Origin of the sequence: Rhizobium sp. CG5 (assembly GCF_023701945.1) — a bacterium.
In the GTDB taxonomy this organism is placed as follows: Bacteria; Pseudomonadota; Alphaproteobacteria; order Rhizobiales; family Rhizobiaceae; genus Allorhizobium.
The window spans coordinates 466,339-493,093 of record NZ_JABAEF010000002.1 but is presented as its reverse complement, the minus strand read 5'-3'; the positions used below and the strand labels follow the sequence as shown (position 1 = coordinate 493,093).

22 protein-coding genes and 1 pseudogene are annotated in these 26,755 nt (G+C 62.5%); 7 read left to right on the top strand and 16 right to left on the bottom strand.

The genetic code is table 11. The features are described from left to right. Positions 1–63 precede the first annotated feature (63 nt). The gene (locus HGO38_RS05745) at positions 64–1,869 is read left to right on the top strand and encodes a monovalent cation:proton antiporter-2 (CPA2) family protein (RefSeq protein ID WP_250954949.1); all 1,806 of its coding nucleotides are present in this window, start codon (positions 64–66) and stop codon (positions 1,867–1,869) included. A gap of 9 nt (positions 1,870–1,878) precedes the next feature. Here the strand turns inward: HGO38_RS05745 and HGO38_RS05740 are convergent, their stop codons facing one another. The 3 genes from HGO38_RS05740 to HGO38_RS05730 are packed head-to-tail and all read right to left on the bottom strand — an operon-like array spanning position 1,879 to position 5,345. Continuing rightward, positions 1,879–2,766 (bottom strand): patatin-like phospholipase family protein, encoded by an 888-nt coding sequence (locus HGO38_RS05740; RefSeq protein ID WP_250954948.1) that lies wholly within the window; start codon positions 2,764–2,766, stop codon positions 1,879–1,881. A 26-nt stretch (positions 2,767–2,792) separates the two neighbouring features. Further along, positions 2,793–3,353 carry a 16S rRNA (guanine(966)-N(2))-methyltransferase RsmD gene (rsmD, locus tag HGO38_RS05735; RefSeq protein ID WP_250954947.1) on the bottom strand — a complete coding sequence of 187 codons (561 nt, stop codon included), beginning with the start codon at positions 3,351–3,353 and terminating at the stop codon, positions 2,793–2,795. 6 nt (positions 3,354–3,359) lie between these two features. Next, a complete protein-coding gene (locus tag HGO38_RS05730; protein WP_250954946.1) occupies positions 3,360–5,345 on the bottom strand; it encodes a pseudouridine synthase in 1,986 nt (661 codons plus the stop codon). A 68-nt stretch (positions 5,346–5,413) separates the two neighbouring features. On the opposite strand from HGO38_RS05730, the gene HGO38_RS05725 reads away from it, so the two are divergent. Beyond that, positions 5,414–5,863, top strand: coding sequence for a nucleoside deaminase (locus HGO38_RS05725; protein ID WP_250954945.1), 450 nt, complete (start codon positions 5,414–5,416; stop codon positions 5,861–5,863). A 327-nt stretch (positions 5,864–6,190) separates the two neighbouring features. Here the strand turns inward: HGO38_RS05725 and HGO38_RS05720 are convergent, their stop codons facing one another. The 9 genes from HGO38_RS05720 to chrA form a co-directional block, all read right to left on the bottom strand. Continuing rightward, a complete protein-coding gene (locus HGO38_RS05720; RefSeq protein ID WP_250954944.1) occupies positions 6,191–6,694 on the bottom strand; it encodes a type II toxin-antitoxin system YhaV family toxin in 504 nt (167 codons plus the stop codon). Positions 6,695–6,697: 3 nt separating this feature from the next. Next, a complete protein-coding gene (locus HGO38_RS05715; protein WP_250954943.1) occupies positions 6,698–7,027 on the bottom strand; it encodes a type II toxin-antitoxin system PrlF family antitoxin in 330 nt (109 codons plus the stop codon). A gap of 69 nt (positions 7,028–7,096) precedes the next feature. Then, positions 7,097–7,576: a GNAT family N-acetyltransferase gene (locus HGO38_RS05710; protein ID WP_250954942.1), complete on the bottom strand. Its 480-nt coding sequence runs from the start codon at positions 7,574–7,576 to the stop codon at positions 7,097–7,099. An 88-nt stretch (positions 7,577–7,664) separates the two neighbouring features. Next, positions 7,665–8,294 (bottom strand): hypothetical protein, encoded by a 630-nt coding sequence (locus HGO38_RS05705; protein WP_250954941.1) that lies wholly within the window; start codon positions 8,292–8,294, stop codon positions 7,665–7,667. A 136-nt stretch (positions 8,295–8,430) separates the two neighbouring features. Next, on the bottom strand, positions 8,431–11,367 hold the full coding sequence (ileS, locus tag HGO38_RS05700) for an isoleucine--tRNA ligase (protein WP_250955001.1): 2,937 nt from the start codon (positions 11,365–11,367) through the stop codon (positions 8,431–8,433). Positions 11,368–11,680: 313 nt separating this feature from the next. After that, positions 11,681–12,901 (bottom strand): GGDEF domain-containing protein, encoded by a 1,221-nt coding sequence (locus HGO38_RS05695; RefSeq protein ID WP_250954940.1) that lies wholly within the window; start codon positions 12,899–12,901, stop codon positions 11,681–11,683. A gap of 212 nt (positions 12,902–13,113) precedes the next feature. Continuing rightward, positions 13,114–14,094: a bifunctional riboflavin kinase/FAD synthetase gene (locus HGO38_RS05690; protein ID WP_250954939.1), complete on the bottom strand. Its 981-nt coding sequence runs from the start codon at positions 14,092–14,094 to the stop codon at positions 13,114–13,116. A 129-nt stretch (positions 14,095–14,223) separates the two neighbouring features. After that, positions 14,224–15,075, bottom strand: a complete 852-nt coding sequence (locus HGO38_RS05685) for a TIGR01459 family HAD-type hydrolase (RefSeq protein ID WP_250954938.1) — start codon at positions 15,073–15,075, stop codon at positions 14,224–14,226. A 107-nt stretch (positions 15,076–15,182) separates the two neighbouring features. Beyond that, complete coding sequence (chrA, locus tag HGO38_RS05680; RefSeq protein ID WP_250954937.1) at positions 15,183–16,565, bottom strand: chromate efflux transporter; 1,383 nt, start codon at positions 16,563–16,565, stop codon at positions 15,183–15,185. A gap of 169 nt (positions 16,566–16,734) precedes the next feature. On the opposite strand from chrA, the gene groES reads away from it, so the two are divergent. The 5 genes and pseudogenes from groES (at position 16,735) to HGO38_RS05655 (ending at position 21,957) form a co-directional block, all read left to right on the top strand. Beyond that, positions 16,735–17,031, top strand: a complete 297-nt coding sequence (gene groES, locus HGO38_RS05675) for a co-chaperone GroES (protein ID WP_168474999.1) — start codon at positions 16,735–16,737, stop codon at positions 17,029–17,031. A 65-nt stretch (positions 17,032–17,096) separates the two neighbouring features. Beyond that, the gene (gene groL / locus HGO38_RS05670; RefSeq protein WP_250954936.1) at positions 17,097–18,737 is read left to right on the top strand and encodes a chaperonin GroEL; all 1,641 of its coding nucleotides are present in this window, start codon (positions 17,097–17,099) and stop codon (positions 18,735–18,737) included. Positions 18,738–19,581: 844 nt separating this feature from the next. Beyond that, positions 19,582–20,028 (top strand): hypothetical protein, encoded by a 447-nt coding sequence (locus tag HGO38_RS05665; protein WP_250954935.1) that lies wholly within the window; start codon positions 19,582–19,584, stop codon positions 20,026–20,028. A gap of 260 nt (positions 20,029–20,288) precedes the next feature. After that, positions 20,289–20,732, top strand: a complete 444-nt coding sequence (locus tag HGO38_RS05660) for a DoxX family protein (protein WP_250954934.1) — start codon at positions 20,289–20,291, stop codon at positions 20,730–20,732. A gap of 254 nt (positions 20,733–20,986) precedes the next feature. Continuing rightward, positions 20,987–21,957 (top strand): annotated as a pseudogene (locus HGO38_RS05655) (IS110 family transposase). Between the two features lie 159 nt (positions 21,958–22,116). Here the strand turns inward: HGO38_RS05655 and hisG are convergent. From hisG to HGO38_RS05635, 4 genes are all read right to left on the bottom strand, one after another. Continuing rightward, positions 22,117–22,812 (bottom strand): ATP phosphoribosyltransferase, encoded by a 696-nt coding sequence (gene hisG, locus HGO38_RS05650; RefSeq protein ID WP_250954933.1) that lies wholly within the window; start codon positions 22,810–22,812, stop codon positions 22,117–22,119. Continuing rightward, positions 22,809–23,996 carry an ATP phosphoribosyltransferase regulatory subunit gene (locus HGO38_RS05645; RefSeq protein WP_250954932.1) on the bottom strand — a complete coding sequence of 396 codons (1,188 nt, stop codon included), beginning with the start codon at positions 23,994–23,996 and terminating at the stop codon, positions 22,809–22,811. Before HGO38_RS05645 ends, hisG begins: the two co-directional genes overlap by 4 nt. A 155-nt stretch (positions 23,997–24,151) precedes the next feature. Next, complete coding sequence (locus tag HGO38_RS05640; RefSeq protein ID WP_250954931.1) at positions 24,152–24,517, bottom strand: VOC family protein; 366 nt, start codon at positions 24,515–24,517, stop codon at positions 24,152–24,154. A gap of 375 nt (positions 24,518–24,892) precedes the next feature. Then, positions 24,893–26,695, bottom strand: a complete 1,803-nt coding sequence (locus HGO38_RS05635; protein WP_250954930.1) for a histidine--tRNA ligase — start codon at positions 26,693–26,695, stop codon at positions 24,893–24,895. Positions 26,696–26,755: the final 60 nt, after the last annotated feature.

Here is a 26,755-nt window from a genome sequence, read left to right as displayed (position 1 = left end):
AGGGCAGGCCCGCCGATTCCCGGTAATCCACGCCAGAAACGCCAAAGGGAGGGCATTTTCGCGATGACCACGCCGAATCTGCTTTACGTCGAAACCTTGCTGCTTCTGGGCGGCGCCGTGGTCGCCGCACCGATTTTCCGCAAGCTGGGGCTTGGAACGGTGCTCGGCTATCTGGCCGCCGGCGTGATCATCGGTCCGATCCTCCATCTCATCACCGATGCCGAGGCGATCCTGTCGGTCGCGGAACTCGGCGTGGTGTTCCTGCTGTTCGTCATTGGGCTCGAGCTGAAACCCTCGAGGCTCTGGCACATGCGCGCCGATATTTTCGGGCTGGGCACGGCGCAGGTGGTGCTGAGCGGACTGGCGCTGACCGGTGCGGCAGTGGCGACCGGGCTTGCCGACTGGCGCAGTGGGCTGGTAGCCGGCTTCGGCCTGGCGCTGTCCTCGACGGCCTTTGCCCTGCAGATCCTCAACGACCGCGCCGATCTCAACAGCCGCTATGGCCAGCGCTCGTTCTCCATCCTGCTGCTGCAGGATCTGGCCATCGTGCCGCTTCTGGCGATGGTCACCATTCTCGGCAATCGCCAGGACCCGCAGGCCGGATCGGTGCTGATCGACATCGCCGTTGCCGTTGCGACGGTGTTCGGCATGGTGATGGTCGGTCGTTACCTGCTGACGCCGATGTTCCAGATCATCGCACGTACCGGTGCGCGGGAAGTGATGATCGCCGCCGCGCTGTTCATCGTGCTGGGGTCTGCCATGTTGATGCAGGCAAGCGGCATGTCGATGGCGATGGGCGCCTTTCTGTCCGGCGTCATGCTGGCCGAATCCTCCTATCGGCACGAGCTCGAGGCCGATATCGAGCCGTTCCGCGGCATTCTGCTGGCGCTGTTCTTCATGGCGGTCGGTTTGTCGGTCGAGCTCGACGTGATCGTCGACAACCTGGTGTTCATCCTGGTGGCCGTCCCGACCGTGATGGCCATCAAGGCCACCATCATCTATACGATCTGCCGTCTGGCCGGATCTCCCCATGACGATGCCATACGGATTGCGGCCCTTCTGCCGCAGGGCGGCGAATTCGGCTTCGTGCTGTTCACCACCGCCGTCGCATCCGGCGTATTTTCCAGCGGCACGGCGTCGCTGCTGATCTCCATCGTGACGCTGACCATGGCGCTGACGCCGATCGCGGCGGCCCTTGCCTCGCGGGTCATGTCGAACGAAAGCCGCGAGGAGCTGGACGAGGATTTCGAAGGGGCCGGCGCCGACGTGCTGATGATCGGCTTTTCGCGCTTCGCGCAGATCGCAGCGCAGATCCTTCTGGCCAGCGGCCGGGAGGTGACGATCATCGACGACAGCGCCGACCGCATCCGCCAGGCGGCAAACTTCGGCTTCCGCATCTATTTCGGCGATGGCACCCGGCTCGACGTGCTGCGGGCGGCGGGCATCGAGCGGGCCAAGATTGTTGCGGTGTGCACCCAGAAACGGGAGGTCACCGACCGCATCGTCGATCTGGTGGCATCCGAATTTCCCGATGCGCGCCTGTTCGTGCGAGCCTATGACCGCATCCACAGCCTGTCGCTCAGGGCCCGCAATGTCGAGTACGAGCTGCGCGAAACGCTGGAATCCGGGCTGTTGTTCGGCCAGAAGACCATCGAGGCGCTCGGAGTGACCGAAGAGAGGGCCGCCGCCATCAGCGACGATATCCGCCGGCGCGACGAGGAGCGGTTGCAGATCCAGGCGGTGGATGGCATTTCGGCCGGACGGCACATGCTGCACAACCGGCCGGTGCGCCCCGAGCCGCTGATGAAGCCGAAGCGCGGTGCCGCTGCTGCCGAAGAGGCCAGCGAGGACACGGCAGAAGGCGTTTAGAGGCTGATATCAATCCATCTTCGAGAGCAGCGCGAACTGCGCATCAAGGGCGCGCTTGAGGTCGTCCTTGACCCCTTCGGAATGATCGAGGATCTGGCGGGCTTTGAGGAAATCCAGCACGCCGAAGCCGTTGACAGACGGGCGAAGGAAGATCGCCGGCGCCCCGAGCTTCAGCTTCAGGGCAATATGCGACTGCATCATCAGCTGCGAGGCGCCGAACAGGCTATCGAAGCGGGCCGGCACGGTCCGGCCGTCGCCATCCGGCGCGCCGACCACATCGATGCCGATGACGATGTCGGCCAAGCCGAGCAGGTGTTCGTAGGGCACCGGATTGAAGATGCCGCCGTCGATCATGATCCGCCCATTGAGCTTGACCGGCATGAACAGGGCCGGAATGGCGGAAGACGCCGCCAGCGCCTCGTTGAGATCGCCCTCCTCGCAGATCACTTCGGCCTGGCCGTAATAATCGGTGGCCATGACCTTGAGCGGGATCTTCAGCTCGGAAAAATCATCCGGGATCTGCGGCGGCAGGAAGGCCTTGAGGATGCGTTCCAGATTGAACTGGCCAAGGCGGAAGCCGCCGAGCTTGTCGCGCATGGTGTTGGGGCCAAGGCTCCACAGCCGGTTGGCGACCGTCGCCCGCTTGCCGACCGTTTCCAGCGCATAATCGCGGATCTCGGCGCCGCTCATGCCGGCTGCCATGCCGGCCCCCATGATGGCGCCGATCGACGAGCCGGCGATCGCCACCGGCTCAATGCCCAGTTCGTTCAGAACCTCGATGACATGGACATGGGCAAAGCCGCGGGCACCGCCGGCCCCGAAGGCCACGGCGACCGTGGGCTCGGATCTCTCTGAGCGCACCAGGGCTGCGGCAGTGGAGGCTCTTGCATCTTGCATGTCTGACGGCTTTCAATCGAAGGATGTCACACAGGCCTATAGGAAAAGAAGTACATTTTCGTGTCACCGAACAGGCGATCTTCCAGCAAGGTGAAATTGCGGTCGACCTGGACGAGGACATCGGCACGCTCTTCGAGAATGGCCAGCGCGCCCTGCACCAGCCAGCCGCCCTCATGCGCTGCGGCAAAGGCCTTTTCACCGAGCCCCTGGCCGTAGGGCGGATCGGCAAACAGCAGATGGAAGGGCTCGATGGTATTGCTGCTGCCAAGCGACGTGGCGTCGCGGCGCAGGATGCGGGCCCGGCCATGCAGGCCGAGGCTATCGATGTTTTCCCACAGCAGGCTGCGGCCTTCGACGCTGTTTTCGACAAACAGCGCCGACCGGCAGCCGCGCGACAGGGCCTCAAGCCCCACCGCCCCGGTACCGGCAAACAGGTCCAGCACCCGCGTCCCCTCCAGACACTCCGGATGGGCATGGGTCAGGATGTTGAACAGGCTTTCGCGCGTCCGGTCGATGGTCGGCCGGATGGCGTTGGACTTTGGCGCGGCCAAGGGCCGGCCGCGAAATTCACCGCCGACGATCCGCACCGCGCGTCAGCCCCTGCCCTTGCCGCCGCCGCGCGGACCGGATGGCTTACCGCCGCCCGGCCGATCGCTGCTCGGCCGGGCCGAATAGGGCCGTGCACCGGCGGGTTTGCCGCCACCGGGCGTGGATCCGCCCGGCTTGCCACCGAAGGATTTTTCAGCCCCGGGCCTTGCCCCGAAGGGTTTTTCCCCGGCCGGCTTGTCGCCGTAAGGGCGTGCGCCAGCCGGCTTGCCGAAGGGCTTGCCGCCGGCGGGCCGGCTATCGGCCGAACGGTCGCCGCGCGGCTTGTCGCCCCAGGTCTTTTCACCCCGTGGCCGATCTTCGCGCGGCCTGTCGTCCCTGGGTCTGTCCTCTCTCGGGCGATCGCTGCGCGGACGGTCGCCAAACGAGCGGGCTTCGCGCGGGCGATCATCGCGCGGCGGCCTGGCACCTTGTGGACGATCGCCACGGGGCCGATCGCTGCCGCGATCCGGGCGATCACCGCTGCGGGCGGGCCGATCGCCGAAGGATTTCTTGTGGCCGAAACCTTCGCTGTCGCCGCGCGGCTTGCTGGTATCCGGGCCGTCGGCGCGGATCCAGTCGCGGTCTTCGGCCGCCCGGTTGACCACGACGCGAGGGCCTGGATCGGGACGGGCAAAGCCCGAACCGCCGGAGCTGCGATCCGGATCGAATTTCCGGGCGCTCTTGGTCGGCGTGCCGTCCTTGCTGCGACCGTAGCGCTTGGTCTGCGGCGCACCCTCGGGGCGGGGCCGCGGCGTGCGCTTCTCGGTCTCGTCCTTCTTGGCGGCGGTCTTTTCCGAGACCGGACGGGCGCCGGGCGCCATCCAGACATTGGCGGTGCGGGACTTGCCCAGGGGCGGACGGCTTGGACGGTCGGCGCCGAAGGAACCGCCCTTGCGGTCATCGTCGCGACCACCGCTGCGCGGGGCCCGCGTCTTGCTGTCGTCGCGGCGGGTGTCCAAACGTCCAAGTGCCCGTTCGCGCTTGTCTTCCGGCTTGCCCCATTTGGGCCGCTCGGCACGTTCCGGCGCGCGCTGCGACGGCTTGGCGGCGGCTTCTTCTTCCTCTTCGTCGGGCGAATTGGTGAAGATCGGCGCGTCGAAATTGGCCTTGGAATCCTCGATCAGGCGAGGCCCGAGCTGATCGCGCAGCATGCGGCCGCGCACTTCGACGACCTTGGTCTCGGGCAGATCACCGAGCTGGAACGGACCGTAGGAAATGCGGATCAGGCGGTTGACCTCGAGACCGAGCGCGCCGAGCACGTTCTTGATTTCGCGGTTCTTGCCTTCGCGCAGGCCCATGGTGATCCACACATTGTGGCCCTGGGTGCGGTCGAGCGTCGCCTCGATGGAGCCGTACAAGACGCCGTCGACGGCGATGCCGTCCTTCAGCTTGTCGAGGCCGGCCTGGTCGATCTCGCCATAGGCGCGGACGCGGTAGCGGCGCAGCCAGCCGGTGGTCGGCAGTTCGAGGACGCGGGCAAGACCGCCGTCATTGGTCAGCAGCAGCAGACCTTCGGTATTGATATCGAGACGGCCGATCGACATGACGCGCGGCAATTCGTCCGGCAGGTTGTCGAAGACGGTCTGGCGGCCTTCCGGATCGGAATTGGTGGTCACCAGGCCGGCCGGCTTGTGGTAGAGCCAGAGGCGGGTGCGCTCGATGCCGCGGATGGCGACCTCGTCGACCTCGATCTTGTCGGCCATCGTCACGTTGACCACGGGGGTGTCGAGCACCTTGCCGTTCAGCTTGACGCGGCCTTCCATGATCATGCGCTCGATATCGCGGCGCGAGGCCACGCCGACGCGGGCGAGCAGCTTGGAGATGCGCTCCGGCTTCATGGCGTCTTCGCCTGATGTCGAGGGCTCGGCCCGCTTGCGGGGCGCTTCCGACGCAGATTTGTCCGCCGTGCGCGGCGATTTCGCCGGCGACGGCTTTCTGTCGCGATCGAACGGCTTGCCGGCGGGTCGCGTGGGCTTGTCTTTGGATGTCATTTTTGTTTGCCTGTCGTTTGGCGTGTCGTATCAGTTCGCGCGGCAAGGGTTAAGAGGAAAAGTGTCATATGCCGGAGACAAATCGCTTCATGGATGCAGCGCTGGACGCCGCAAGGGCCGCCGGCGCACGGGGCGAAGTGCCGATCGGCGCGGTTCTGGTGCTGGACGGCGAGATCATCGCCTCGGCCGGCAACGAAACCCGGGCGGCAAACGACATCACGGCGCATGCCGAAATCCTCGCCATCCGCCGCGCTGCCGAGCGGCTTGGCCAGGAGCGGCTGACCAGCGCCGACCTCTATGTGACGCTGGAGCCCTGCACCATGTGCGCCGCGGCCATCTCCTTTGCGCGGCTGCGGCGGCTCTATTACGGCGCCGAAGACCCGAAGGGCGGCGGGGTGGACAATGGCGTGCGCTTCTATGGGCAAGCGACCTGCCATCACGCGCCGGAGGTCTATTCCGGTATCGGCGAAACGCAAGCCGCACGAATTCTTAAGGATTTTTTCAAGGAGCGACGGTAGAGCGCGTTGGCTGGCTGCACAGGCGTTTTCGGGAAGAAAGCAGTGCGTGGCGCCCCCTCACCCCGCCTCCGCTTTGCTCGGCGGACCTCTCCCCGTTGGGGCGAGGGCAATCGCATATTAGAAAAGACCCTCTCTGGCCTGCCGGCCATCTCCCCCACAAGGGGGGAGAACACCCGGACGAACGCGCTCGCTTTTATCCATAGAGGGTGCGGCTGGGTTAAGCCCTCCCCCTTGTGGGGAGGGTTTGGGAGGGGACTGTTTTCATATGCGATTGCCCTGCCGCCGTGGCGCGGGGATCCAAAACGCTGCGGAAAGCAGCACGGCACGTCAGTCCTGTTTTTTCGATGCGGATGCGTGGGCGCTGTTTAAACGTGTTTCAGCCTTGCGGTCCGATGCTGCTTTCAACAGCGTTTCCCAGTCGTCCGGTGGGTTGTCGCTATCAAGCATGTCCTTGAACACGGCATAGGCATCCGATTTTGACCCGTATGTCCTCAAGGTGTTTTCGTCATTCACCCAGGCGAAGATGATCACCTTGGCGCGACTGCTATAGCGGAAGAAAAGACGGAAACGCGCCGCCCCGAATTTGGCTCGGAACCAATGCCGTCGGCTCGCTCCAAGCGTCTTGCCTTGAACATAGGCTGTCGACGTCGGGTCCTGAGGAATCTTTTCAAACATCAGGGCAAGGAGTGCGGCCAGCAGTTTGGCGTTGGCGCTCTCCTGATAGCTCTGAGGGTCTTTGCGCCTCAGCGCCTCAACCGATGCCGTCAGTTTTTCCAGTTGATCGAGCAGGAGTGGGTGAGCCCGTATCGTCCATCCGTTGACCACCGGCATCGGTCAGATCGTCACATCGCCCAGGATGGGGTCGTCCAGATTGACATGCATGCCCTTGGTCAGTTCAGCCATGCGATCAACCAAGGCCTTCGGGAACTCCTGGACACGTTCCGGATGTTTTTCCATATCGTTTGCGAGGAAGCCGAGGAAGCTGTCAATCACCGGGTCGTCGTCGGCTTCGTCTACCTTTTCGATGGAGACATGCCTGTTCTCATCGACATAGAAAGCAACCCGCCCGCCATAACCAAGGCCGAGTGCATCCCGCACGGACTTTGGAACGGTCACTTGGCCTTTCTCGGTAATCGTGCTGATTTTTTTCAACAGGGCGGCCATCCAAGTCTCCTTGATTGACCGTGAAAGTAAGGAAATTCGCTTACTTTGTCAATGAACGAACTCGGGGCCTCACCCCTCGGCAAACTCCTTCAGCGCGTCGCCGGCCATGCGGTAGCGGATCCATTCGGTCTGCGGGGCCGCGCCGATGGCGTCGTAGACGCGGATGGCGGGAGTGTTCCAGTCGAGCACGCTCCATTCGAAGCGGCCGCAGCCTTCCGCCAGGGCGCGCTTTGCGAGGTAACGCAGCAGCAGCGTGCCGGCGCCGGAGCCGCGATGCTCAGGCGCGACATAGAGATCTTCGAGATAGAGGCCCCGGCGACCCTGCCAGGTGGAATAGTTGTAGAACCAGATGGCAAAGCCGGCCGGCACGCCGTGCTTCTCCAGAATGACCGAACCGGTCACCGAGCCCGGACCGAACAAAGTCTCGGTCAGGCTTTCCACCGTTGCCTCCACCTCGTCGCCGGCCTTTTCGAAGATGGCGAGATCGGTGATGAAGCGCAGGATGGTGGCGGCATCGTCCGGGCGGGCATCGCGAATGGTGAATGTCATTGGCTCTACCTGAGACGAGAGGTTTTCCCAAAAAGAGAGGCAGGCCGCTGCCGGCCTGCCCTGATGGTCTTCAATCGGTCTTGCGCGCTTATTGGAAGGGCATCCACCAGGACGATGTCTGGCTGGCAGCCTTGGCTTCCTTCTTGCGGCGCTTGGCCTTGGCGTCCTCGGGCTCGCCCAGATCGTCGAGCACGGCCGGGTCTGAAGCCTGGCGGTACTCGCTCGGCGGTTCGGAGAGGAAGCGACGCTGGTCGAGATAGGCGCCCTTCTGGACCTTGCGGGCCTCGCGGAACGCTTCCCACTTCTGCGTCTCGGTCATCGTGCCATTGCTGCCATAGCCGGCCAGCAGCGGCGAGCGGTAGCGCGGATTGTCGGCATTGGCATCGGCCTCCTCGACGAGGCGCTTGCGCGTCTCTTCCGGCGCTTCCAGCCATTCCGGATTGTCCTTGCTGGCCAGCGACTGCTGCGGTGCCACCAGCTCGGCCTTGGCGGTGTCCGGCGGCATGACCAGGTTGGGCCGGGGATTCTGCTTGATATCGCCGCCCTTGTTGGGATTGGAGCCGATCGATGCAATCGATCCCACATCATCGGCCAACTGTTCGGCGGCGGTTTTATCCGTGCCATAGGTCGGGCTGCCGACGCACCCGCTCAGGCCGAGGCAGGCAATGAGAATGCCCGCCGCACCGGCGCCAACTCGAAACATATCTGCGCTATTCATCAAAACCTTCCAGCCTCGCCGGTCATCCATCATGTTTCGACCCCGTACTGCCATCGCCTGACAGAGAACTTCGGCCAATTTCAGGCAGGTTTTACCGGATGGCGCGCAAAAGCGCAAACCATCCGGTCATATTTCGTTAACGTGTCACGCCGAGCTCGCGAAGCGCTGCCGCATCGCGGGCCGACACATCCGGAAAGGCCGGATCGGCGCCGACATCGGTGGTGATCCGCCACGAGCGGGCGCATTTCGTGCCCTCGGCCAGCTTCGGCTCGACGGCGACATTGGCGACGTCATCGAGGCGGAAGGCATCCGCCGGGCCGGCACCGCTGACGATGGTGATCGCCGAGGTGATGCAGATCTCCTCGAAGTCCTGGCCCTCCAGCGCTTTTGCCAGGTCCGGATCGGCGATGTGCACGACGGGTGCGGCCTCCAGCGACGAGCCGATGCGCTTGTCCTTGCGCTCGATTTCGAGCGCGCCGGTGACGACGCGACGCACGGTGCGGATCTTCTTCCACTTTTCGACCAGCGCGTCGTTCTTCCATTCGGCCGGAATGGTCGGGAACTGTTCCAGATGCACCGAGACCGCAGACGGATCGCGCGACAGCCAGGCTTCTTCTGTCGTGAACGGCATCATCGGCGCGAACCACAGAACCAGGCAATCGAACAGCTTGCGGATGACATGCAGGGCGGCGCGCCGACGCAGCGACGACGGGGCGTCGCAATAGAGCGCGTCCTTGCGGATGTCGAAATAGAAGGCCGACAGCTCGACATTGGCGAAATCGGTGAGCGCGCGGGCGATCTTCTTGAAGTCGAATTCGTCATAGCCGTCGCGCACGATGGCATCGAGTTCGACCAGACGATGCAGGACCAGCTTTTCGAGTTCGGGCAGCTCGGCATAAGAAATCTCCTCGCCCTTGTCATGGGCGAGCGTGCCGAGCATCCAGCGCAGCGTGTTGCGGATCTTGCGGTAGGAATCGATATTGGTCTGGATGATCGTCTTGCCGACGCGCAGGTCCTCGGCATAGTCGGACGACATGACCCAGAGGCGCAGGATATCGGCACCGGCATCGTTCATGATGGTCTGCGGGGCGGTCACATTGCCCTTCGACTTCGACATCTTCTCGCCCTTCTCATCCATGATGAACCCATGGGTGACGACGGCGTTGTAAGGTGCGCGACCGCGCGTCGCGCAGCTTTCCAGAAGCGAGGAATGGAACCAGCCGCGATGCTGGTCGGAGCCTTCCAGATAGACATCGGCCGGCCATTTGAGATCCGGGCGATCTTCCAGCGTGAAGGTATGGGTCGAGCCAGAATCAAACCAGACGTCGAGGATGTCGGTGACCATGGTCCACTGTTCGGCGTCATGGGCATTGCCCAGGAAACGCTCCTTGGCGCCTCCGGCAAACCAGGCATCGGCGCCTTCCGTCTCGAAGGCTTCCAAGATGCGCTTGTTGACCTCTTCATCCTGCAGGACATTGCCCGCTGCATCGGCGAAGACGCAGATCGGCACGCCCCACGCTCTTTGACGGGAAAGTACCCAGTCCGGGCGGCCTTCGATCATGGCGCGCAACCGGTTCTGGCCGGCGGCGGGCACGAAACGGGTGTCGTCGATGGCCGAGAGGGCTCGGCTGCGCAGCGTCGTGCCGTCGCCAAGCTCCTTGTCCATGTAGACGAACCATTGCGGCGTGTTGCGGAAGATGACCGGCTTCTTGGAGCGCCAGGAATGGGGATAGTCATGCTTGATACGGCCGCGGGCAAACAGATTGCCGGCCGCGATCAGCGCGTCCATCACCCGCTTGTTGGCGTCGCCCTTCTTGCCATTGTCGTCGATGACGCGAGCGGCACCGCCCTCGGCGGACGGACCGAAGCCCGGCGCATCCTCGGTGTAGAAACCGGCATCGTCGACGGTGAAGGGGATTTTTGACGAGATGCCGCGTGCTTCGATGTCGCGGGCCTTGGCCATCCAGATGTCAAAGTCCTCGCGGCCATGGCCGGGGGCGGTGTGCACGAAACCGGTGCCGGCATCGTCGGTGACATGGTCGCCGTCGAGCAGGGGGACGAGGAAGTCGTAGCCCATGGAGGCCAGCGGATGGGCGCAGGTGATCGCGCCGAGTTCCGCACCGGTGACATCGCGGATCAGCTTGAGGGTGACCTTGGCCTTGGTGGCGCAATCCTCGGCCAGACGCTTGGCGAAGATTAGCTGTTCACCCGGCTGCGGGCCGAAGTCGTTGGTGGCTTCGGTGACCTCGTAGAGGCCGTATTCGATGCGCGACGAATAGGAGATCGCGCGGTTGCCGGGGATGGTCCAGGGCGTGGTGGTCCAGATAACGACAGAGGCGTCGGTCAACCGAATTGGCATCGTATCGCTTGGGACAACGTCGAAGGTACCGGCCTCCACCACAGGAAACTTCACCCAGATCGTGTCGCTCTCGACCTCGTGATACTCCACCTCGGCTTCCGCCAGCGCGGTACGTTCCACCACGCTCCACATGATCGGCTTGGAGCCGCGATAAAGCTGGCCGGACATGGCGAGCTTCAAGAGTTCGCCGGCGATACGGCTCTCGGCGTGAAAGTTCATCGTCGTATAGGGGCGCTCGAAATCGCCCTCGATGCCGAGGCGGCGGAATTCGTCGGACTGGATGTCGATCCAGCCCTGGGCGAATTCGCGGCATTCCTTGCGGAATTCATTGACCGGGACTTCGTTCTTGTCCTTGCCCTTGGCGCGATAGGCTTCCTCGATCTTCCATTCGATCGGCAGGCCGTGGCAATCCCAGCCAGGCACGTAATTGGCGTCGAAGCCACGCATCTGGAACGAGCGGGTGATGACGTCTTTGAGCACCTTGTTCAGCGCATGGCCGATATGGATATTGCCGTTGGCATAAGGAGGGCCGTCATGCAGGACGAATTTTGTCCGACCGGCGGCGGAAGCGCGGAGCTTCTTATAGAGCTCCATGTCCTTCCACTTCTTCGCCATTTCCGGCTCCTTCTGGGGAAGGCCGGCGCGCATCGGGAATTCGGTTTCGGGCAGATAGAGCGTCTTGGAATAGTCAAGCTTTTCAGTGCTGTCGGTCATGGTATCGCCATTGGCTGGGGCGCTGGTGGCCAGCCGCCCGATCATACGGATTGTCTTTAAAGGCAGACGCGCGGGCATACCCAGCGCGGAAATCCCGGACCTTCGGGCGGGCTTTTGAAAAAGCGCCTCAGAAGGCCGGGCCCATAATTCGGGATATGGTCATCAACCGGTATTGGGTCATAGTGCCGGTTGTCTAAGCGTTTTTGCGGGAAAATGAAAGAGGCGGCGGCCAAGAAGTTTGCGTGTCGTGGCCGAGGGACTGCGGGTCTTCCGGCGCCGCTGTCGACACCGGCGACCCGATGCAGGCTTGCGACTAAGCCGTCAGGCGCGACGGCTCTGCCATGGGCAATACGGTGCCGGCAGCAGGCGTTGTCAGAACGGACAGCGCCATCTCCGGTCTGTATGCAACCACGCAGTTGCGACCATTGTTCTTGGCGGCGTAAAGGCCCATGTCGGCATCTGCCATCCACGCATCCAGGCTGCGAACGCGGTCATCCGTGACCGTGTAGCCGCAGGACATGGTCAGCCCGAACGTGTGACCGTCCGACCGGACTTCCATGCGGGCAATGGCGTCCCGCAGGGTCTCGAGGACCACCCGGGCGGCGCTCCGATCATGTCCAGGCAGACATATGCCAAACTCCTCGCCACCGAGGCGGCCGAAGACGGCGTCCGCCGGCAAGTTCATTCCAGCGCGGGCAACGAACTGGACCAGCGCGTCGTCACCTCCCTTGTGGCCAAAGGTATCGTTGACCACTTTGAAATGATCGAGATCAACGATGGCGATGGCCATCTCGCCCGCCTTTTCCAGCCGTGCCGCCTCGCGCAGGAAGGTTCGTCGATTGGCGGCGCCCGTCAACGCGTCCCGCTCGGCCAGTTGGCGCTGGATCTCGCTGCTGCGCTCAAGCTTCAGAACCATGACCATCAGAAAGGACAGGACGTTCAAGATCAGCAGGAGGATGCTGGTATAGGCCATCCAGTCGGAGACCGGGATCCGACCGACGAACTGCACAGGATATAAAATCGCCAGCGGGGAAATCAGCGCGTTGGCGCCAGCGTAAACGGTCAGGATGTAAGCGGCCAGCCGTCCAGACGGCAAACGCTCGCCTTGCCCCGCCCGCCAGAGAACCTGTGCGCAGAGCGCCAGATTGATCGCAGAACCGAGATAGATCAGAAAGATGCGCGTTGGGCCCGGATCATCGAGAACGCTGGCCCCGATCAGGAGTACAAGGAAAGGCGCCGAGACATAGAAGGCCTCCCGCAGCCTGTGGGGCTGACCATAGAATGCCTTGAACCCGAGGCACATGAAGCCGGTTTTTGTCACATAGATTGTCCCGCCGACATAGCCGAGGATGTTGTAGGGCAAGAGCTCGGTCATGCTGGTGCAGACCGCGCCAAGCACCATAAACCACGTGGTCAGCAACCAGTAGATGATGTCCGTCTGCCGGCGGTGACGCCACCAGGCAATGGCTGCGATGATCGCGATCACCAGGTTGATCACGGCGTTGTACGTTACGATCGTCAGCAAATCGAACATGGGGGCGAAAGCTTCCTGAACACGGCCTCGACCAAGTCAATCACCCAAGTGGTCTCAGAATGATTAAAGATCGCGATATTGCCGGTATTCTGGACGATCTCGGTAAAGCTCTGGTGAATCGCCGACAGGGCACAAGCCTCGGGCGGCTCCGGTCCTGGCCGTTTGACCGGCGGCTGGCAGGGTCTCGTTGATGCCGACCAACAGCCTGGGTGTCAGAACGCGATTCTGCGGTCCAGTTCGCCGATCGGCCTGACGCCGGACAGAAGCGCCCTTGCCTCCTCCTCGTCCCGCCTGATCTGGGCGACCAGCGGATCGAGGCCGTCGAATTTCAGTTCGGGACGCAGATAGCCGAAGAACGAGACCGCGCAGATCTCACCATAGAGATCGCCGGAGAAATCGAAGACGAAGGTTTCGAGCAGGGCGGCGCCGTTGTCGGTGACCGTCGGGCGATAGCCGAAGCTTGCCACGCCGTCATGCATGCGGCCATCGGCACGGCGCAGCTTGACGGCATAGATGCCGGGTTTCAGCTCGGCCTCCGGCGGCAGCGCCATATTGGCGGTCGGATAGCCCAATGTGCGGCCGAGCTGCTGGCCCTTGATCACCTCGGCTTCGACCGTGAAGCGGTAGCCGAGCAGGCCGGCGGCCTCCGCCACCTCGCCGTTGCCCAGAAGGCCGCGAATGCGGCTCGACGAGACGACATCGGTGCCCTCGTCGCGGAAGGCGTCGATCAGCGTCACGCCAAAGCCGTTGCGGCCGCCGGCGTCCATCAGGAAGGCAGGCCCGCCTTCCCGTCCCTTGCCGAAATGAAAATCGAAACCGGTGACGACCTCCGAGGCGCCGAGCCAGTCGACCAGGATCGACTGGATGAATTCCTCGGCGGAGCGCTGCGAAAACTCGCGGTCGAAGGGATATTCGATGACCGAGTGAAAGCCGAGCGCCTCCAGGATGCGGGCCCGCAGCGGCGCCGGCGTCAGGCGGAAGACCGGCCGGTCGGGATTGAACACCGAACGCGGATGGGGCTCGAAGGTCAGCACCAGCGCCGGCACGCCGCGCTGGTCGGACAGTTCGAGCGCCCGGGCCAGCACTGTCTGGTGACCGCGATGCACGCCGTCAAAATTGCCGATAGCAATCACCCCGCCCCTCAGGCTTTCCGGCAGCGGATTCTTTTTGTCGTTGCGGTGAAAGACGGTCATGAGAGGGTTCCATTGGCTGGGATGGCTCCCAGGACCGGACAGCCAGCATTACGCGAGGGTACCCCGTTCGATAGGCTCGCATTACGGAGGGGAATGACTTGCCGCAAATTCATCGTCCAACGCCTCGTCTCATGCCAATCGCGGCATCCAGAAGCGGGGGTCGACGCCCTCGCTTTTCAGCCAGGCATTGAGGATCGCCTCGTCCGGCTTGCCGTTGACGGTATATTCGGCCGCATGGATGCCGCCGCTGATATAGAGCAGGTCGAGGCCGGCATCGACGGCGCCGCGCACGTCGGTCGGCATGCCGTCGCCGATGGCCATGACGCGGCTGAGATCGATCTCGGTGCCACGCTGTTCACGGGCCTCGGCCAATGCGGCCTGATAGATCGGCTTATGCGGCTTGCCGGCGATGCGGATTTCGCCGCCGAGCTGCTGGTAATAGGCGGCGACGGCGCCGGCGCAGGGGATCATGCGGTGGCCGCGCTCGACGATCAGGTCGGGATTGGCGCAGATCAGCGGCACGCCACGCGTCTGGAAGGCCAGCAGCATGTCGTGATAATCTTCCGGAACATCGACCTCGTCATCGAACAGGCCGGTGCAGACGATGGACTGGGCGGTCTCGGCAGCCTCGACCTGGACCTCCAGCCCGTCGAGCAGCGGCATGTCGCGCTCGGGGCCGAGCAGGAAGACCTTGGACGGGCCTTCGGCAATCAGCTTGCGGGTGACGTCGCCCGAGGTGACGATCCGGTCATAGGCGGTATCGGCGACGCCCATCATGCGCAGCTGGGTGATGACGCCGGGCGCCGGGCGCGGCGAATTGGTGATCAGCACCACGGTCACGCCCTTTTCGCGGGCGGCCGACAGGGCTTCGGAGGCATGCTGGAACACGTCGACACCGTTGTGCAGCACACCCCAGACATCGCAGAGGAGAACGTCATAGAGCGTGCTGACGTCGCTGAGGGTGGAGATGCGCTCGGCCATGGATGGTTCCTGTCTTCAGATTGCGTCCGGCTGACATGGCAAAGGAATCTCGGCAAAGCAAGGGTCTTTGCGGCCGGTGGCGCAAATAGCGCAGCGATCCCGGACGATCAGAAGGCAGCGCGCAGGGCAAGGCCGACCACGGCGCAAACGGCCAGCGTGCGCCCGACGCCCTGGTGAAAGCGGAAGATCATCACGGCGGCCAGAAGGGATATGACAAGGGCCGCAGGGTCGAGCGTCGTCCAGTCGGGAACCGACAGCGACAGGGAAAACGGCGCGGGCGGGCCAGCGACGTTCTCCATCTGCGGCCAGATCATCAGCCGGTCGACGCGGGCAAACAGCACATGCAGGGCAAACCAGACGGCCAGATTCAGGATGACACCGACCACCGCAGCGGTGATCGCTGACAAGGCACCCGACAGCAGCCGGTTGCCGCGCAGCCGCTCGATATAGGGCGCGCCGGCAAAGATCCAGAGGAAGCTCGGCACGAAAGTCGCCCAGGCGGTGAGGACAGACCCCAGGATGCCGGCCAGAACCGGATCGAGCCCCATGGACTGGCGAAAGCTGGCGAGGAAGCCGACGAAAGACAATACCAGAACGAGCGGCCCCGGCGTGGTTTCGGCCAGCGCCAGGCCATCCAGCATTTCGCCGGGCTTCAGCCATTGATATTGCTCGACCGCGACCTGCGCCACATAGGCCAGCACCGCATAGGCGCCGCCGAAGGTCACCAGCGCCATTTTGGAAAAGAACGTGAAGAGCGCGGTGAAGCTGCCCGGCCCCAGCACCAGCCACAACACCAGCAGCGGCGCCTGCCAGACCAGGATCCAGAACAGCAGGCCGGCGGCCGAGCGCCCCAGATGCGGGCGGGCCAGGGTTTTTTCGCCATCCTGCAGACCGTCGAGCGGCTGGTCTGCTGCCCGGCTCGACCGTGCCGCGATGTAACCGGCCAATCCGGCCAGCAGCACGACCAGCGGAAACGGCACGGACAGCAGGAACAGGGCGAGAAACGCCGTCAAGGCGATGATCCGGTGCACCTGCGTTTTCAGGGCCCGCTTGCCGATGCGGATCAGCGCTTCGACGACAATGGCCAGCACAGCGGCTTTCAGGCCGAAGAACAGGCCGGCAATCCAGGTGGTATCCTGGAACAGGGCATAGGCGGCCGAGAGGCCGATGATGACGGCGAGGCCAGGCAGGACAAAGAGCAGACCGGCAACGACACCGCCGCGCACGCCGAACATCAGCCAGCCGATATAGGTGGCGAGCTGCTGGGCTTCCGGCCCCGGCAGCAGCATGCAATAGTTCAGCGCATGCAGGAAACGGTCTTCCGGAACCCAGCGTTTTTCATCGACGACGATGCGGTGCATCAGGCCAATCTGCGCCGCCGGGCCGCCGAAGCTCATCAGGCCGATATGACCGAAGACGCGCACCAGTTCCGGGAAGGTTGGCGCGTCGGCACGCTGTTGCCGTATTTCCGTGGAAGAAGACTTTGTCATGGGGCCGTCCTAGCGATGTGTCATGACGTTTTTTCGACACGTCATCCTTGACTCATTCCGCCAGCATCCTTATCTCAAGCTCGCTAGCACTCCCCAAGGGCGAGTGCTAACAATATCGATGCGGATCCATCTGCGGTCCGCGAATGTCATTTGATCGAGGGATTAGACAATGGCAAGCACAACTTTCCGCCCGCTCCACGACCGCGTCGTCGTCCGCCGTATTGAGGCTGAAGAAAAGACCAAGGGCGGCATCATCATTCCTGACACTGCCAAGGAAAAGCCCGCTGAAGGCGAAATCATCGCTGTCGGCTCCGGCGTTCGCGACGACAAGGGCAACCTGGTCGCGCTCGACGTCAAGGTTGGCGATCGCGTCCTGTTCGGCAAGTGGTCGGGCACCGAAGTCAAGCTCGACGGCGTAGACCTTCTGATCATGAAGGAAGCCGACATCATGGGCGTTATCGGCTGATCAGCCGGTTTACCCTTCCCAAAATCAACAATTCACCAATGGGCTGATGCCCGGGAGTTTTGAAAATGGCTGCTAAAGAAATCAAATTCGGTCGCACTGCGCGCGAAAAAATGCTGCGCGGCGTCGATATCCTCGCTGACGCCGTCAAGGTAACGCTCGGCCCCAAGGGTCGTAACGTCATCATCGACAAGTCCTTCGGCGCTCCGCGCATCACCAAGGACGGCGTATCGGTTGCCAAGGAAATCGAACTTGAAGACAAGTTCGAAAACATGGGCGCCCAGATGGTTCGCGAAGTTGCTTCGAAGACCAACGACATCGCCGGCGACGGCACCACGACCGCGACCGTTCTGGCCCAGGCCATCGTTCGCGAAGGCAACAAGGCTGTTGCGGCCGGCATGAACCCGATGGACCTGAAGCGCGGCATCGATCTGGCCGTGACGGAAGTCGTCAAGGACCTGCAGAGCAAGGCCAAGAAGATCTCGACCTCGGAAGAAGTTGCCCAGGTCGGCACGATCTCGGCTAACGGCGACGCACAGGTTGGCCGCGATATCGCTGAAGCCATGCAGAAGGTCGGCAACGAAGGTGTCATCACCGTCGAAGAAGCCAAGACCGCTGAAACCGAACTCGAAGTCGTCGAAGGCATGCAGTTCGACCGCGGCTATCTCAGCCCTTACTTCGTGACCAACCCGGAAAAGATGATCGCCGACCTCGACGACGCTTACATCCTGCTGCACGAAAAGAAGCTTTCGAACCTCCAGGCCATGCTGCCGGTTCTCGAAGCCGTCGTCCAGTCCGGCAAGCCGCTCGTCATCATCGCTGAAGACGTTGAAGGGGAAGCTCTTGCGACCCTCGTCGTCAACAAGCTGCGTGGCGGCCTGAAGATCGCTGCCGTCAAGGCTCCGGGCTTCGGCGATCGCCGCAAGGCCATGCTGGAAGACATCGCCATCCTGTCGGGCGGCACTGTCATCTCCGAAGACCTCGGCATCAAGCTCGAAAATGTCACCCTCGACATGCTCGGCCGCGCCAAGAAGATCTCCATCACCAAGGAAAACACCACGATCGTTGATGGTGCCGGCCAGAAGTCGGACATCGAAGGTCGCGTTGCCCAGATCAAGGCGCAGATCGAGGAAACCACCTCGGACTACGACAAGGAAAAGCTGCAGGAACGTCTGGCCAAGCTCGCCGGCGGTGTTGCCGTGATCCGCGTTGGCGGCTCGACGGAAATCGAAGTCAAGGAACGCAAGGACCGCATCGACGACGCTCTGAACGCGACGCGCGCTGCTGTTCAGGAAGGCATCGTCCCCGGCGGCGGTACGGCCCTGCTGCGCTCTTCGGTCAAGATCACCGTCAAGGGTGCAAACGACGACCAGGAAGCCGGCATCAACATCGTTCGCAAGGCTCTTCAGTCGCTGGTTCGCCAGATCGCTGAGAACGCTGGCGACGAAGGTTCGATCATCGTTGGCAAGATCCTCGAAAGCGACACCGACAACTTCGGCTACAACGCCCAGACCGGCGAATTCGGCGACATGATCGCCATGGGTATCGTCGATCCGCTCAAGGTTGTTCGCACCGCCCTGCAGAACGCAGCTTCGGTTGCTTCGCTGCTGATCACCACCGAAGCCATGATTGCCGAACTTCCGAAGAAGGACGCCGGCGGCATGGGCGGCGGCATGCCTGACATGGGCGGCATGGGCGGCATGATGTAACAAGGCGGAAGCCTTGTTACGAATGACGGCCATGAACAAAAGTCTTTCAGCGCGCCGAGCGCGCTGAGTTGGCGGCATGGCTGGCATCGGAAATTTTGAAAGGGCGGTCTTCGGATCGCCCTTTTTCATATCCGGCGATGGCAAGGCCGCCGGATCTCCGGTCGCAGGAGGCCACAACCATTGGATACGTTAACGTTTCAGAAGGTATAACTTGACGAATGCTGAATGTAAGGTGAGGAAGCCGTCTTGCATCGGGCACGTTCGCTGCGCAAGCAACCAAGCTTTCGGAACTTCTTACTTGCATTCTTACTTATATACTACGCACTAAGCGTCTGAAATATGCAGAATCTGGAATACTAAAAGCCTGATTTCTTCCCATTCGTCAGCTCGATGCATCCCAGAGGCCTTGCAAAACCTTGGAGACTCGGGGATAAGCTGACCGAAGGCAGGATTACCTGACGATTATTCACTTTTTCGATTGCGTATCAAAAAAATACATTGCCGAGCGAGCAAAAAATTTATAACCCTGCCCATGAGGATGGTTCATATCGTCTCGATGCCGTCGGCTTTTGCCGTTCCGAGCGTGCAACAGGCACCGTCGGCAAGGACCTACGATTCGACATTTAAACCTATGCGCGATATTTATGACTTGTATGAGCTTGTATAAAGACGGGTCGCTGGTTAAAAATTGGCATTTCTTGGAACTGCTGGGATGCCGACGAAACGTGCGTTGCGACAATTGGGTGGGTTGGGGCTTTTGAGGCCGCGGCTCTCCAGACGACAATATCCGAAACTGGTCCGAAAGTCCTGGAGCGTTATATAGGCTTTCGATTTGGGGAACGTCTTGTTTAAGATTGCCAAAGCCGATGTTGCCGCTCCGTTTGGTCCAGGTCCCCTGGCGATGAGCGATTCCTATAGCAGCCTGCTTTACCAGTTCGGCTTTTGCGAAGGCTGGGCTGGCGATATGTCGAATGGCGTGATTAAGCTGGGACAGCGCGCCACCGCGCTGCACGGGTTGGACGGCCCCGAATGCGGCCTGCTCAGCATGATGCGTTCCTACGATCCGAATGATCGCGCTCACATCCTGGAACTGTTCGAACAGGCCGCGACGTCGTCGTCGAACTTCTGCTATTCCACGACGATCGTGATGAACACCGGCGAACGGCAACCGGTGTTCTGCATCGGCGAATCCACCGGGCTTGAGCAGAAGTATTCCGGCAGCATGATCGGCGTCTTCGTGTTTCCCCGGTTCAAGCTGGCGCCCGGCGCCTATCTTTATAGCCAACCCTGACCAGCGGCTGCATTTTGCAGATTTTCAGGACTTTGAAGCGTGTCAGCGCCACGAGCGCGTCCTCCATTGCCTGACAGCACGATCGTCGCCCCGCCTGACCCCATCAGCCAGACCGTCGGGGGAGATCGTCTTCTATTTGCGAACGAACAGTCAAAGACTGTCTATCTATGCGCAACAATAACTTCATGGCAAAGATCAATTCGAAATTCGGAACCAACAGCCCGACCCCATTGCGGCGTCACGCCATAGAGGAAGCTTCCATGTCCAAGACCAACGATCTGATCATTCTCGTCGCCCGCATCCTATTGTCCGTCATGTTCATCATGTCGGGCTTCGACAAGCTCGTGAACCCGGCCGGCACGGCCGGCATGATCACCGGCGCCGGCCTTCCTGCCGCCGATCTGCTGGCCTATGCCGCCGGCCTGTTCGAACTCGTCGCCGGCCTGTTCGTGCTGGTCGGTTTCCAGACCAAGCTGACCGGCTGGGCGCTTGCCCTGTTCTGCGTGTTCACCGGTCTGGTCTTCCACAGCTCGGCCATCAACGTGCCTGACTTCCCGGCTGCCGCCAATGGCTGGCTGACCGTGTTCAACCAGATCATGCTGATGAAGAACATCACGCTCGGCGGCGCCTATATCCTGCTCGCCACCTTCGGCCCCGGCGCCTACTCGATCGATGCCCGCCGCGGCGTGGTTGTGACCGCCTGATATCCCTGCCCCATTTAGGGCAAAACAAGCAGCCCGTCGGAGCGATCCGGCGGGCTGTTTTGCGTCGTGTGGTAGCTGCCCCTTGCATGTTCAAACAGCATCGATTGTTGGATGATTGATGCGCTCTCCGGCGGATGGCCATCCGCCGGAGAGCGGACGGTCGGGACCGCGCGCCCCTTGGCAAGAACCGGGGATGAGATTGGTCCGGCCGTCCTCGCGTTTGTCCTGAACAGATGATGGGGAGCAAGTCCCGCATGCAAGGCAAGGTTTCGTTCGAAGAAGACGCGATGCCGACAGTTTACGTCGGCGTGGACGTGTGTAAAGAGTGGCTCGACATTCATCTCCATCCGCTCGGCGAAAGCCGGCGGTTTGGCAATGACAAGACCGGCATCCGCCAGTTGAAACGCATGCTGACCAAGTACGGCCCGCAAAGCATCGTGATGGAGGCGACCGGCAAGTTCCACCGCCTCGCCCATCGCTCGCTTTCGGCTGACGGTTTTTGCGTCTCCATCGTCGATCCGCTGCGCGCGCGCATGTTTGCCCGCGCCTGCGGCTATCTGGCCAAGACCGATCGGCTCGACGCCCGTCTGCTGGCGCTTCTGGCGGCAAGCCTGCGACCTGGCGCCGACCGGCCGCCGAGCCCTCGCATTGAGGCCTTGCAGGAACTGGTCAATGCACGCTCGGCGGCAAAGGGCGAGATCACCGCGCTGCAGAACCGTGCTACCACCGCCACCACCGCCTTCCTGCGCGGCGAACTGTCGCGCCGCGTCAAAGGGCTGGAACGGCATGTGGACCGTCTCGACGACGAGATCGAACGGTGTGTCGGCGAGGATCCGGACCTGTGCCGCAAGGTCGAGATCCTCACCTCTATTCCCGGCATCGGCCGCATCACGGCCTGGGCGCTGATGGCGGGCATGGACGAACTGGGGACCTGTTCGGTAAGCAGGCCGCCATGCTCGCCGGTCTCGCCCCGATCGCCAATGACAGCGGCGCCCGCACCGGCCGACGCTCCATTCGGGCCGGCAGACCCGCACCACGGCGCGCCCTCTACATGGCCGCCCTGTCGGCCCGCCGCTTCAATCCGGCGCTCTCCCGCTTCGCCAAAACGCTCGAAGCCGCAGGAAAACCGCCCAAGGTCATCCTCGTCGCCGTCATGCGAAAACTCGTCGTCCTTGCCAACTGCCTGCTCACTCATGATCGCCTCTGGACCTCAAATCCACCTTGACACCGAACACAGATGCTCATCCCTGGTGCAACACGTTGCACCTGACCTGCCGGCACCTTCTCCCCGCAAGCAGGGAGAAGGCAGCAAGCTGCACCGTGTCCGTCCCCTCTCCTCGCTTGCGGGGAGAGGGTCAGGGTGAGGGGCAATCTCAAGTTGGATTTAAAGCACGCCGCGCACGGCCTCGACGATCCGGCCGATCATGGGATTGCCGTCATGCTCCGGCTTCCTCGCCCGCACCAGGCAAGCCTCTGACCGCAGGATGACGCCGTCGGAGAGGATCTTCAGGTGATTGGCCACAAGCGTCGAACCGGTCGAGGTGATGTCGACGATGATATCGGCCTGGCCGGCGGCGGGTGCTCCTTCGGTGGCGCCTAAGCTCTCGACGATGCGATAGAGCTGGATGCCGTGCTGGCTGGAGAAGAACTGCTGGGTGAGGCGCCAGTACTTTGTGGCAATCGCCAGCCGGCGACCGTGACGGGCGCGGAAATCGGCCGCGACGTCGCCAAGGTCGGCCATGGTATCGACATCAAGCCAGATTTCCGGCACGGCCACCACGACATCGGCATGGCCGAAGCCGAGGCGGGCGGCGATCTCGACCTTGCTGTCGGCCTCGCTCAGGCCTTCGCGGATCAGGTCTTCGCCGGTGACGCCGAAATCGACCGTGCCATTGCCGATCTCGCGCGAGATTTCGGACGCCGACAGGAAGGCGATGTCGATATCGTCGACCCCTTCGACGCGGCCGCGATAGGAACGGTCATTGCCGACCGCGACGATCTTCATGCCGGCGCGCTCGAAAATGGCCGAGGCATCGTCCTTCATGCGGCCCTTGGAGGGCAGGCCAATGGTGATGGTCATGCTCTGCTCTTTTCTTCGCGCGGCGATTCCGCCCGAAAACCGGATTCCACTTTTCGGATCGCCGCGTCGTCGGCCCTCTCCGCTTCAATGCGATCCAGCCACAGCGAGAAGCCGACGGCCGGAATGCGGTCCTTTGCGCCGAGCAGGGTCAGCAGCCGGTCGAAACGGCCACCGCCGGCCAACACGGCCGACGAGCCCTCGACGGCGATCTCGAAGACCAGGCCGGTGTAATAGTCGAGTGGGCGGCCGAAGGCGGCGCGATAGGTGATACGGCCAAGATCCAGCCCGGCAAGGCTAAGGGCTGCCACCCGCTCGTCGAAGCGCGACACGGCGGCCCCAAGTTTCAAGCCGGCGGCATCGGCAAAGCCGGCCAGCGCGGCGGAGGCCTCCGACAGCGGCAGTTCCAGGGACAGGAATTCGCGCAGCAGCAGCAGCGCCGCGCCATCGAGCCGGGTTTCAGCCAGCTCCAGCTTTTCCTTCAGCCGCGTGGCGATCTCGGCCGGCGTGCGGCTGGCATTGGTGGAATAGCCGGTGGCCTGCATGGTGTCGTCGATATGGGCGATCAGGGCGCGCTCATTGCCGGAGGCCAGAAGTGCTGTGACCATCGGATCGAGGCCCTCGACCGGATGGGGGGTGGCGAGCTTTTTCAGGAGCTGATCGAGCTGAGCCGAATTGCCAAAGGCCTGGATCAGGCGCTTCTGCCAGCCGGCGGGCAGGCCGAGCGCCTGGACCACCGCCTCGAACACCGCCTGATCGCCGAGCGTCACCTTGAGCCTTCGGCCCGGCAGCAGGCGGACCAGTACCGCATAGGCATCGCCGATCGCCCGGCCATCGGCGCCGGCAATGGCCGTGTCGCCCAGATCCTCGATGCCGGCCTGGTAGAATTCATGGGCGCCCTCGCGGCGCTGGCGGAACACCTCGCCGAGATAGGCGTAGCGCTTCGGCGTACCGGTGGCGGTCTCGATATGGCGCAGGCAGACGGGAATGGTGAATTCCGGGCGCAGGCAGAGGCTTGTGCCCCGCTCGTTTTCGGTCAGGAAAATGCGGCGGCGCAGGTCTTCGCCGGCCATGTCGAGAAAGGGCTCGGCCGGCTGGATGACGGGTGTGTCGACCCGCGTGGTGGCGCGCGCGGCAAATTCGTCCAGCAGTTCGCCGGCAAAGTCGGGCATGTTGATCAGGGGCATGAGGATCCCAGCGGAATTTCAGTCAGGCTGTTAAAGTCAGGCGATTTGGCTCAGGTCTTTCGGCCAATCCGAACACCACCCTTTGGCGCCCATGTCAACGACGGGCATGATCGGGCCGCCACTTTTTATGGCAGGGGAACAGCGAAACATCCGCTTCAGACGATCACCTGCATGAATTCGATGCGGTTGCCGAAGGGATCATGGGCGTAGAGGCGCTCGTAGCCTTTGAGCGGCTGATCGGCGACGACCAGATAACCGGACCGGCCGATGCGGGTTGCCAGCGCCTGGAGATCGGCGACGATGAAGGCCGGATGGGCCTTTCTGGCCGGATGAAAGTCGGGATCGACGCCCAGATGAATCTTCACCGGCCCATCCTCGAACCAGCAGCCGCCGCGGGCCTTGAGATTGTCCGGCTTCTCGACCTCCGGAATGGCGAGCACGCCCGCATAAAACGCCCGCGCATCCGCCTCCCGCCCTTCCGGCATGGCAAGCTGGACATGATCGAGAAACAGGATGGCCATCGCGGTGTTCTCCCCTTAAGGGGTATGAGTCTAATGCCGATGGGCGGGTTAGAGCAAGCTCAGCAGGCCAACCGCGGAGCCAGTTCGCCCCCCTCTGCCCTGCCGGGCATCTCCCCCACACGGGGGGAGATCGAATCGCGGCCTGCGTTCGCCGGGCTGGATGACGTTGAGAGCGCTGAGACGGATTTTACGGGAACCCTGCTGACTGTCTTCGGCCTTTACCCAGACGAGTGGGCGGCGATCTGGGCTCCACCTCCCCCTTGAGGGGGGAGGTCGCGCGGAACGCGCGGGTGGGGGTGATCCTTCTGCCGTTGTGGCGGGTCACCCCACCCCGGAGCTTTCGCTCCGACCCTCCCCCTCAAGGGGAGGGTAAGCTCAGAGGCCGGCCTGCTTTGCCCGCAGGCGGTCCTCGGCCTGGGCGTCGAGGATCTGACGGACTTTTGCGACCAGATCGGCCTCTGTCACCAGTTCCTGGGCGACGCGGGCCTCGCGCCATTCGGTGTTGTCGGTGATCTCGCCCGACAGCCGCTTGCCCTCGATCAGATCCTTGATCTGCACCATGCCTTGAGCCCGCTCGTCACCGCCCTGGATGATGGCGATCGGGCAGCCTCTCCGGTCGGCATATTTCAGCTGGTTCCCGAATTTCTTCCAGTTGCCCTGGTACATTTCGGCGCGGATGCCTTCGGCGCGAAGCGCCTGTGTGAACCGCTGGTAGCGGCCCATGCTCTCGACATCGCCATCCATGACGGTGACCAGGACCGGGGCGATGACATCGTCGGCGCCGAGCTTGCCGAGGTTTTTCAAGGCGGTCATCAGGCGCGACACGCCGATGGAGAAACCGGTGGCCGGCACCGGCTGGCCCATGAAGCGCGACACCAGACCATCATAACGACCGCCACCGCCGACCGAGCCGAAGACGACCTTTTCGCCTTTTTCATTGGTGACGTCGAAGGTGAGTTCAGCCTCATAGACGGGGCCGGTGTAGTATTCGAGGCCGCGGACGACGGAGGGGTCGATGAGGATTCTACCGGATCCATATCTCGACGATTCAGCCAAAGATGCAATTAATTCGAGCTCCTTGAGGCCTTCCTCAATGAGAGCATTCTTAGGAAGCCTAACGCGCAGCATTTCAATAGTTTTGATGTTATCTATTCGAAGCTTGTACTCATCGTCAACAAAACGGGCACGAATGAACAAATCATCATCCCATTGAGGCCGATCAGGTGCGTTCGGCTGAACAAACCGTGGAACCATGCCGAGATAGGCAAATAACTCGCTTATTTGGTCTGGCGACAGTTTTGATTCCTCACGTACCTTATGCGCCTCGACCTCGGCCCAGCCACCCATCAGAATTTTGAGTGAATCCTGACCGGCCGTCATGGCAGAGATTAGTTGCTGAACTCTGCGCTCACGTTCATGCCTATCTCCAGATTGGACATAGCGCGCAACTAAGTCGATTTGTTCGCCTGCTAGTTCCGCTCCTTTGGTGAAATCTCCGGAGTCGTCCTTACGACCGGCACCCAGAAGCTTCGCGACCCCCTCAAACCCAAACTTATCCAGCTTATCGATCGCCCGCAGCACACTCAGCCGTCGGCCGGCATTCTCCTCGCCGCCCAACCCGATCGCCTCCATAACGCCATCCAGAACCTTGCGGTTATTCACCCGGATCACGTAATCGCCGCGCTTGATGCCGAGCGCTTCCATCGTATCGGCCATCATCATGCACATTTCGGCATCCGACTGGACGCCGGGCGCGCCGACCGTGTCGGCGTCGAACTGCATGAACTGGCGGAAGCGGCCGGGGCCGGGCTTTTCGTTGCGGAAGACGTAGCCGGCGCGGTAGGTGCGGTAGGGCAGCTGGATCTCGTTGAAATTTTCCGCGACATGACGGGCAAGCGGCGCCGTCAGGTCGTAGCGCAGGCTCATCCATTGCTCGTCATCGTCCTGCAGGGAGAAGACACCTTCGTTGGGGCGGTCGCTGTCGGGCAGGAATTTTCCCAGCGCATCGGTATATTCAAACAGCGGCGTCTCGACCGGATCGAAACCGTAGCGCTCATAGACCTCGCGGATCTTGGCGGTCATTTCATTGACGGCGCGGATATCGCCGGCCTCGCGGTCCACGAAACCACGCGGCAGGCGGGCTCTCAGTTTCTGCGGCTTCTTGGTCTTGTCGCTCATGATACGGGCACCGGATCTTTTCGAATTTCAAGTGCCGGTGTCTTAGAGGATCAGGGTTTT

Bases quoted from the DNA above. Each gene is read 5' to 3' on its own strand.
- HGO38_RS05745 (WP_250954949.1), top strand. From the start codon at position 64: ATGACCACGCCGAATCTGCTTTACGTCGAAACCTTGCTGCTTCTGGGC.
- HGO38_RS05740 (WP_250954948.1), bottom strand. From the start codon at position 2,766: ATGCAAGATGCAAGAGCCTCCACTGCCGCAGCCCTGGTGCGCTCAGAG.
- HGO38_RS05730 (WP_250954946.1), bottom strand. From the start codon at position 5,345: ATGACATCCAAAGACAAGCCCACGCGACCCGCCGGCAAGCCGTTCGAT.
- HGO38_RS05725 (WP_250954945.1), top strand. From the start codon at position 5,414: ATGCCGGAGACAAATCGCTTCATGGATGCAGCGCTGGACGCCGCAAGG.
- HGO38_RS05720 (WP_250954944.1), bottom strand. From the start codon at position 6,694: ATGCCGGTGGTCAACGGATGGACGATACGGGCTCACCCACTCCTGCTC.
- HGO38_RS05715 (WP_250954943.1), bottom strand. From the start codon at position 7,027: ATGGCCGCCCTGTTGAAAAAAATCAGCACGATTACCGAGAAAGGCCAA.
- HGO38_RS05710 (WP_250954942.1), bottom strand. From the start codon at position 7,576: ATGACATTCACCATTCGCGATGCCCGCCCGGACGATGCCGCCACCATC.
- HGO38_RS05705 (WP_250954941.1), bottom strand. From the start codon at position 8,294: ATGAATAGCGCAGATATGTTTCGAGTTGGCGCCGGTGCGGCGGGCATT.
- ileS (WP_250955001.1), bottom strand. From the start codon at position 11,367: ATGACCGACAGCACTGAAAAGCTTGACTATTCCAAGACGCTCTATCTG.
- HGO38_RS05695 (WP_250954940.1), bottom strand. From the start codon at position 12,901: ATGTTCGATTTGCTGACGATCGTAACGTACAACGCCGTGATCAACCTG.
- HGO38_RS05690 (WP_250954939.1), bottom strand. From the start codon at position 14,094: ATGACCGTCTTTCACCGCAACGACAAAAAGAATCCGCTGCCGGAAAGC.
- HGO38_RS05685 (WP_250954938.1), bottom strand. From the start codon at position 15,075: ATGGCCGAGCGCATCTCCACCCTCAGCGACGTCAGCACGCTCTATGAC.
- chrA (WP_250954937.1), bottom strand. From the start codon at position 16,565: ATGACAAAGTCTTCTTCCACGGAAATACGGCAACAGCGTGCCGACGCG.
- groES (WP_168474999.1), top strand. From the start codon at position 16,735: ATGGCAAGCACAACTTTCCGCCCGCTCCACGACCGCGTCGTCGTCCGC.
- groL (WP_250954936.1), top strand. From the start codon at position 17,097: ATGGCTGCTAAAGAAATCAAATTCGGTCGCACTGCGCGCGAAAAAATG.
- HGO38_RS05660 (WP_250954934.1), top strand. From the start codon at position 20,289: ATGTCCAAGACCAACGATCTGATCATTCTCGTCGCCCGCATCCTATTG.
- hisG (WP_250954933.1), bottom strand. From the start codon at position 22,812: ATGACCATCACCATTGGCCTGCCCTCCAAGGGCCGCATGAAGGACGAT.
- HGO38_RS05645 (WP_250954932.1), bottom strand. From the start codon at position 23,996: ATGCCCCTGATCAACATGCCCGACTTTGCCGGCGAACTGCTGGACGAA.
- HGO38_RS05640 (WP_250954931.1), bottom strand. From the start codon at position 24,517: ATGGCCATCCTGTTTCTCGATCATGTCCAGCTTGCCATGCCGGAAGGG.
- HGO38_RS05635 (WP_250954930.1), bottom strand. From the start codon at position 26,695: ATGAGCGACAAGACCAAGAAGCCGCAGAAACTGAGAGCCCGCCTGCCG.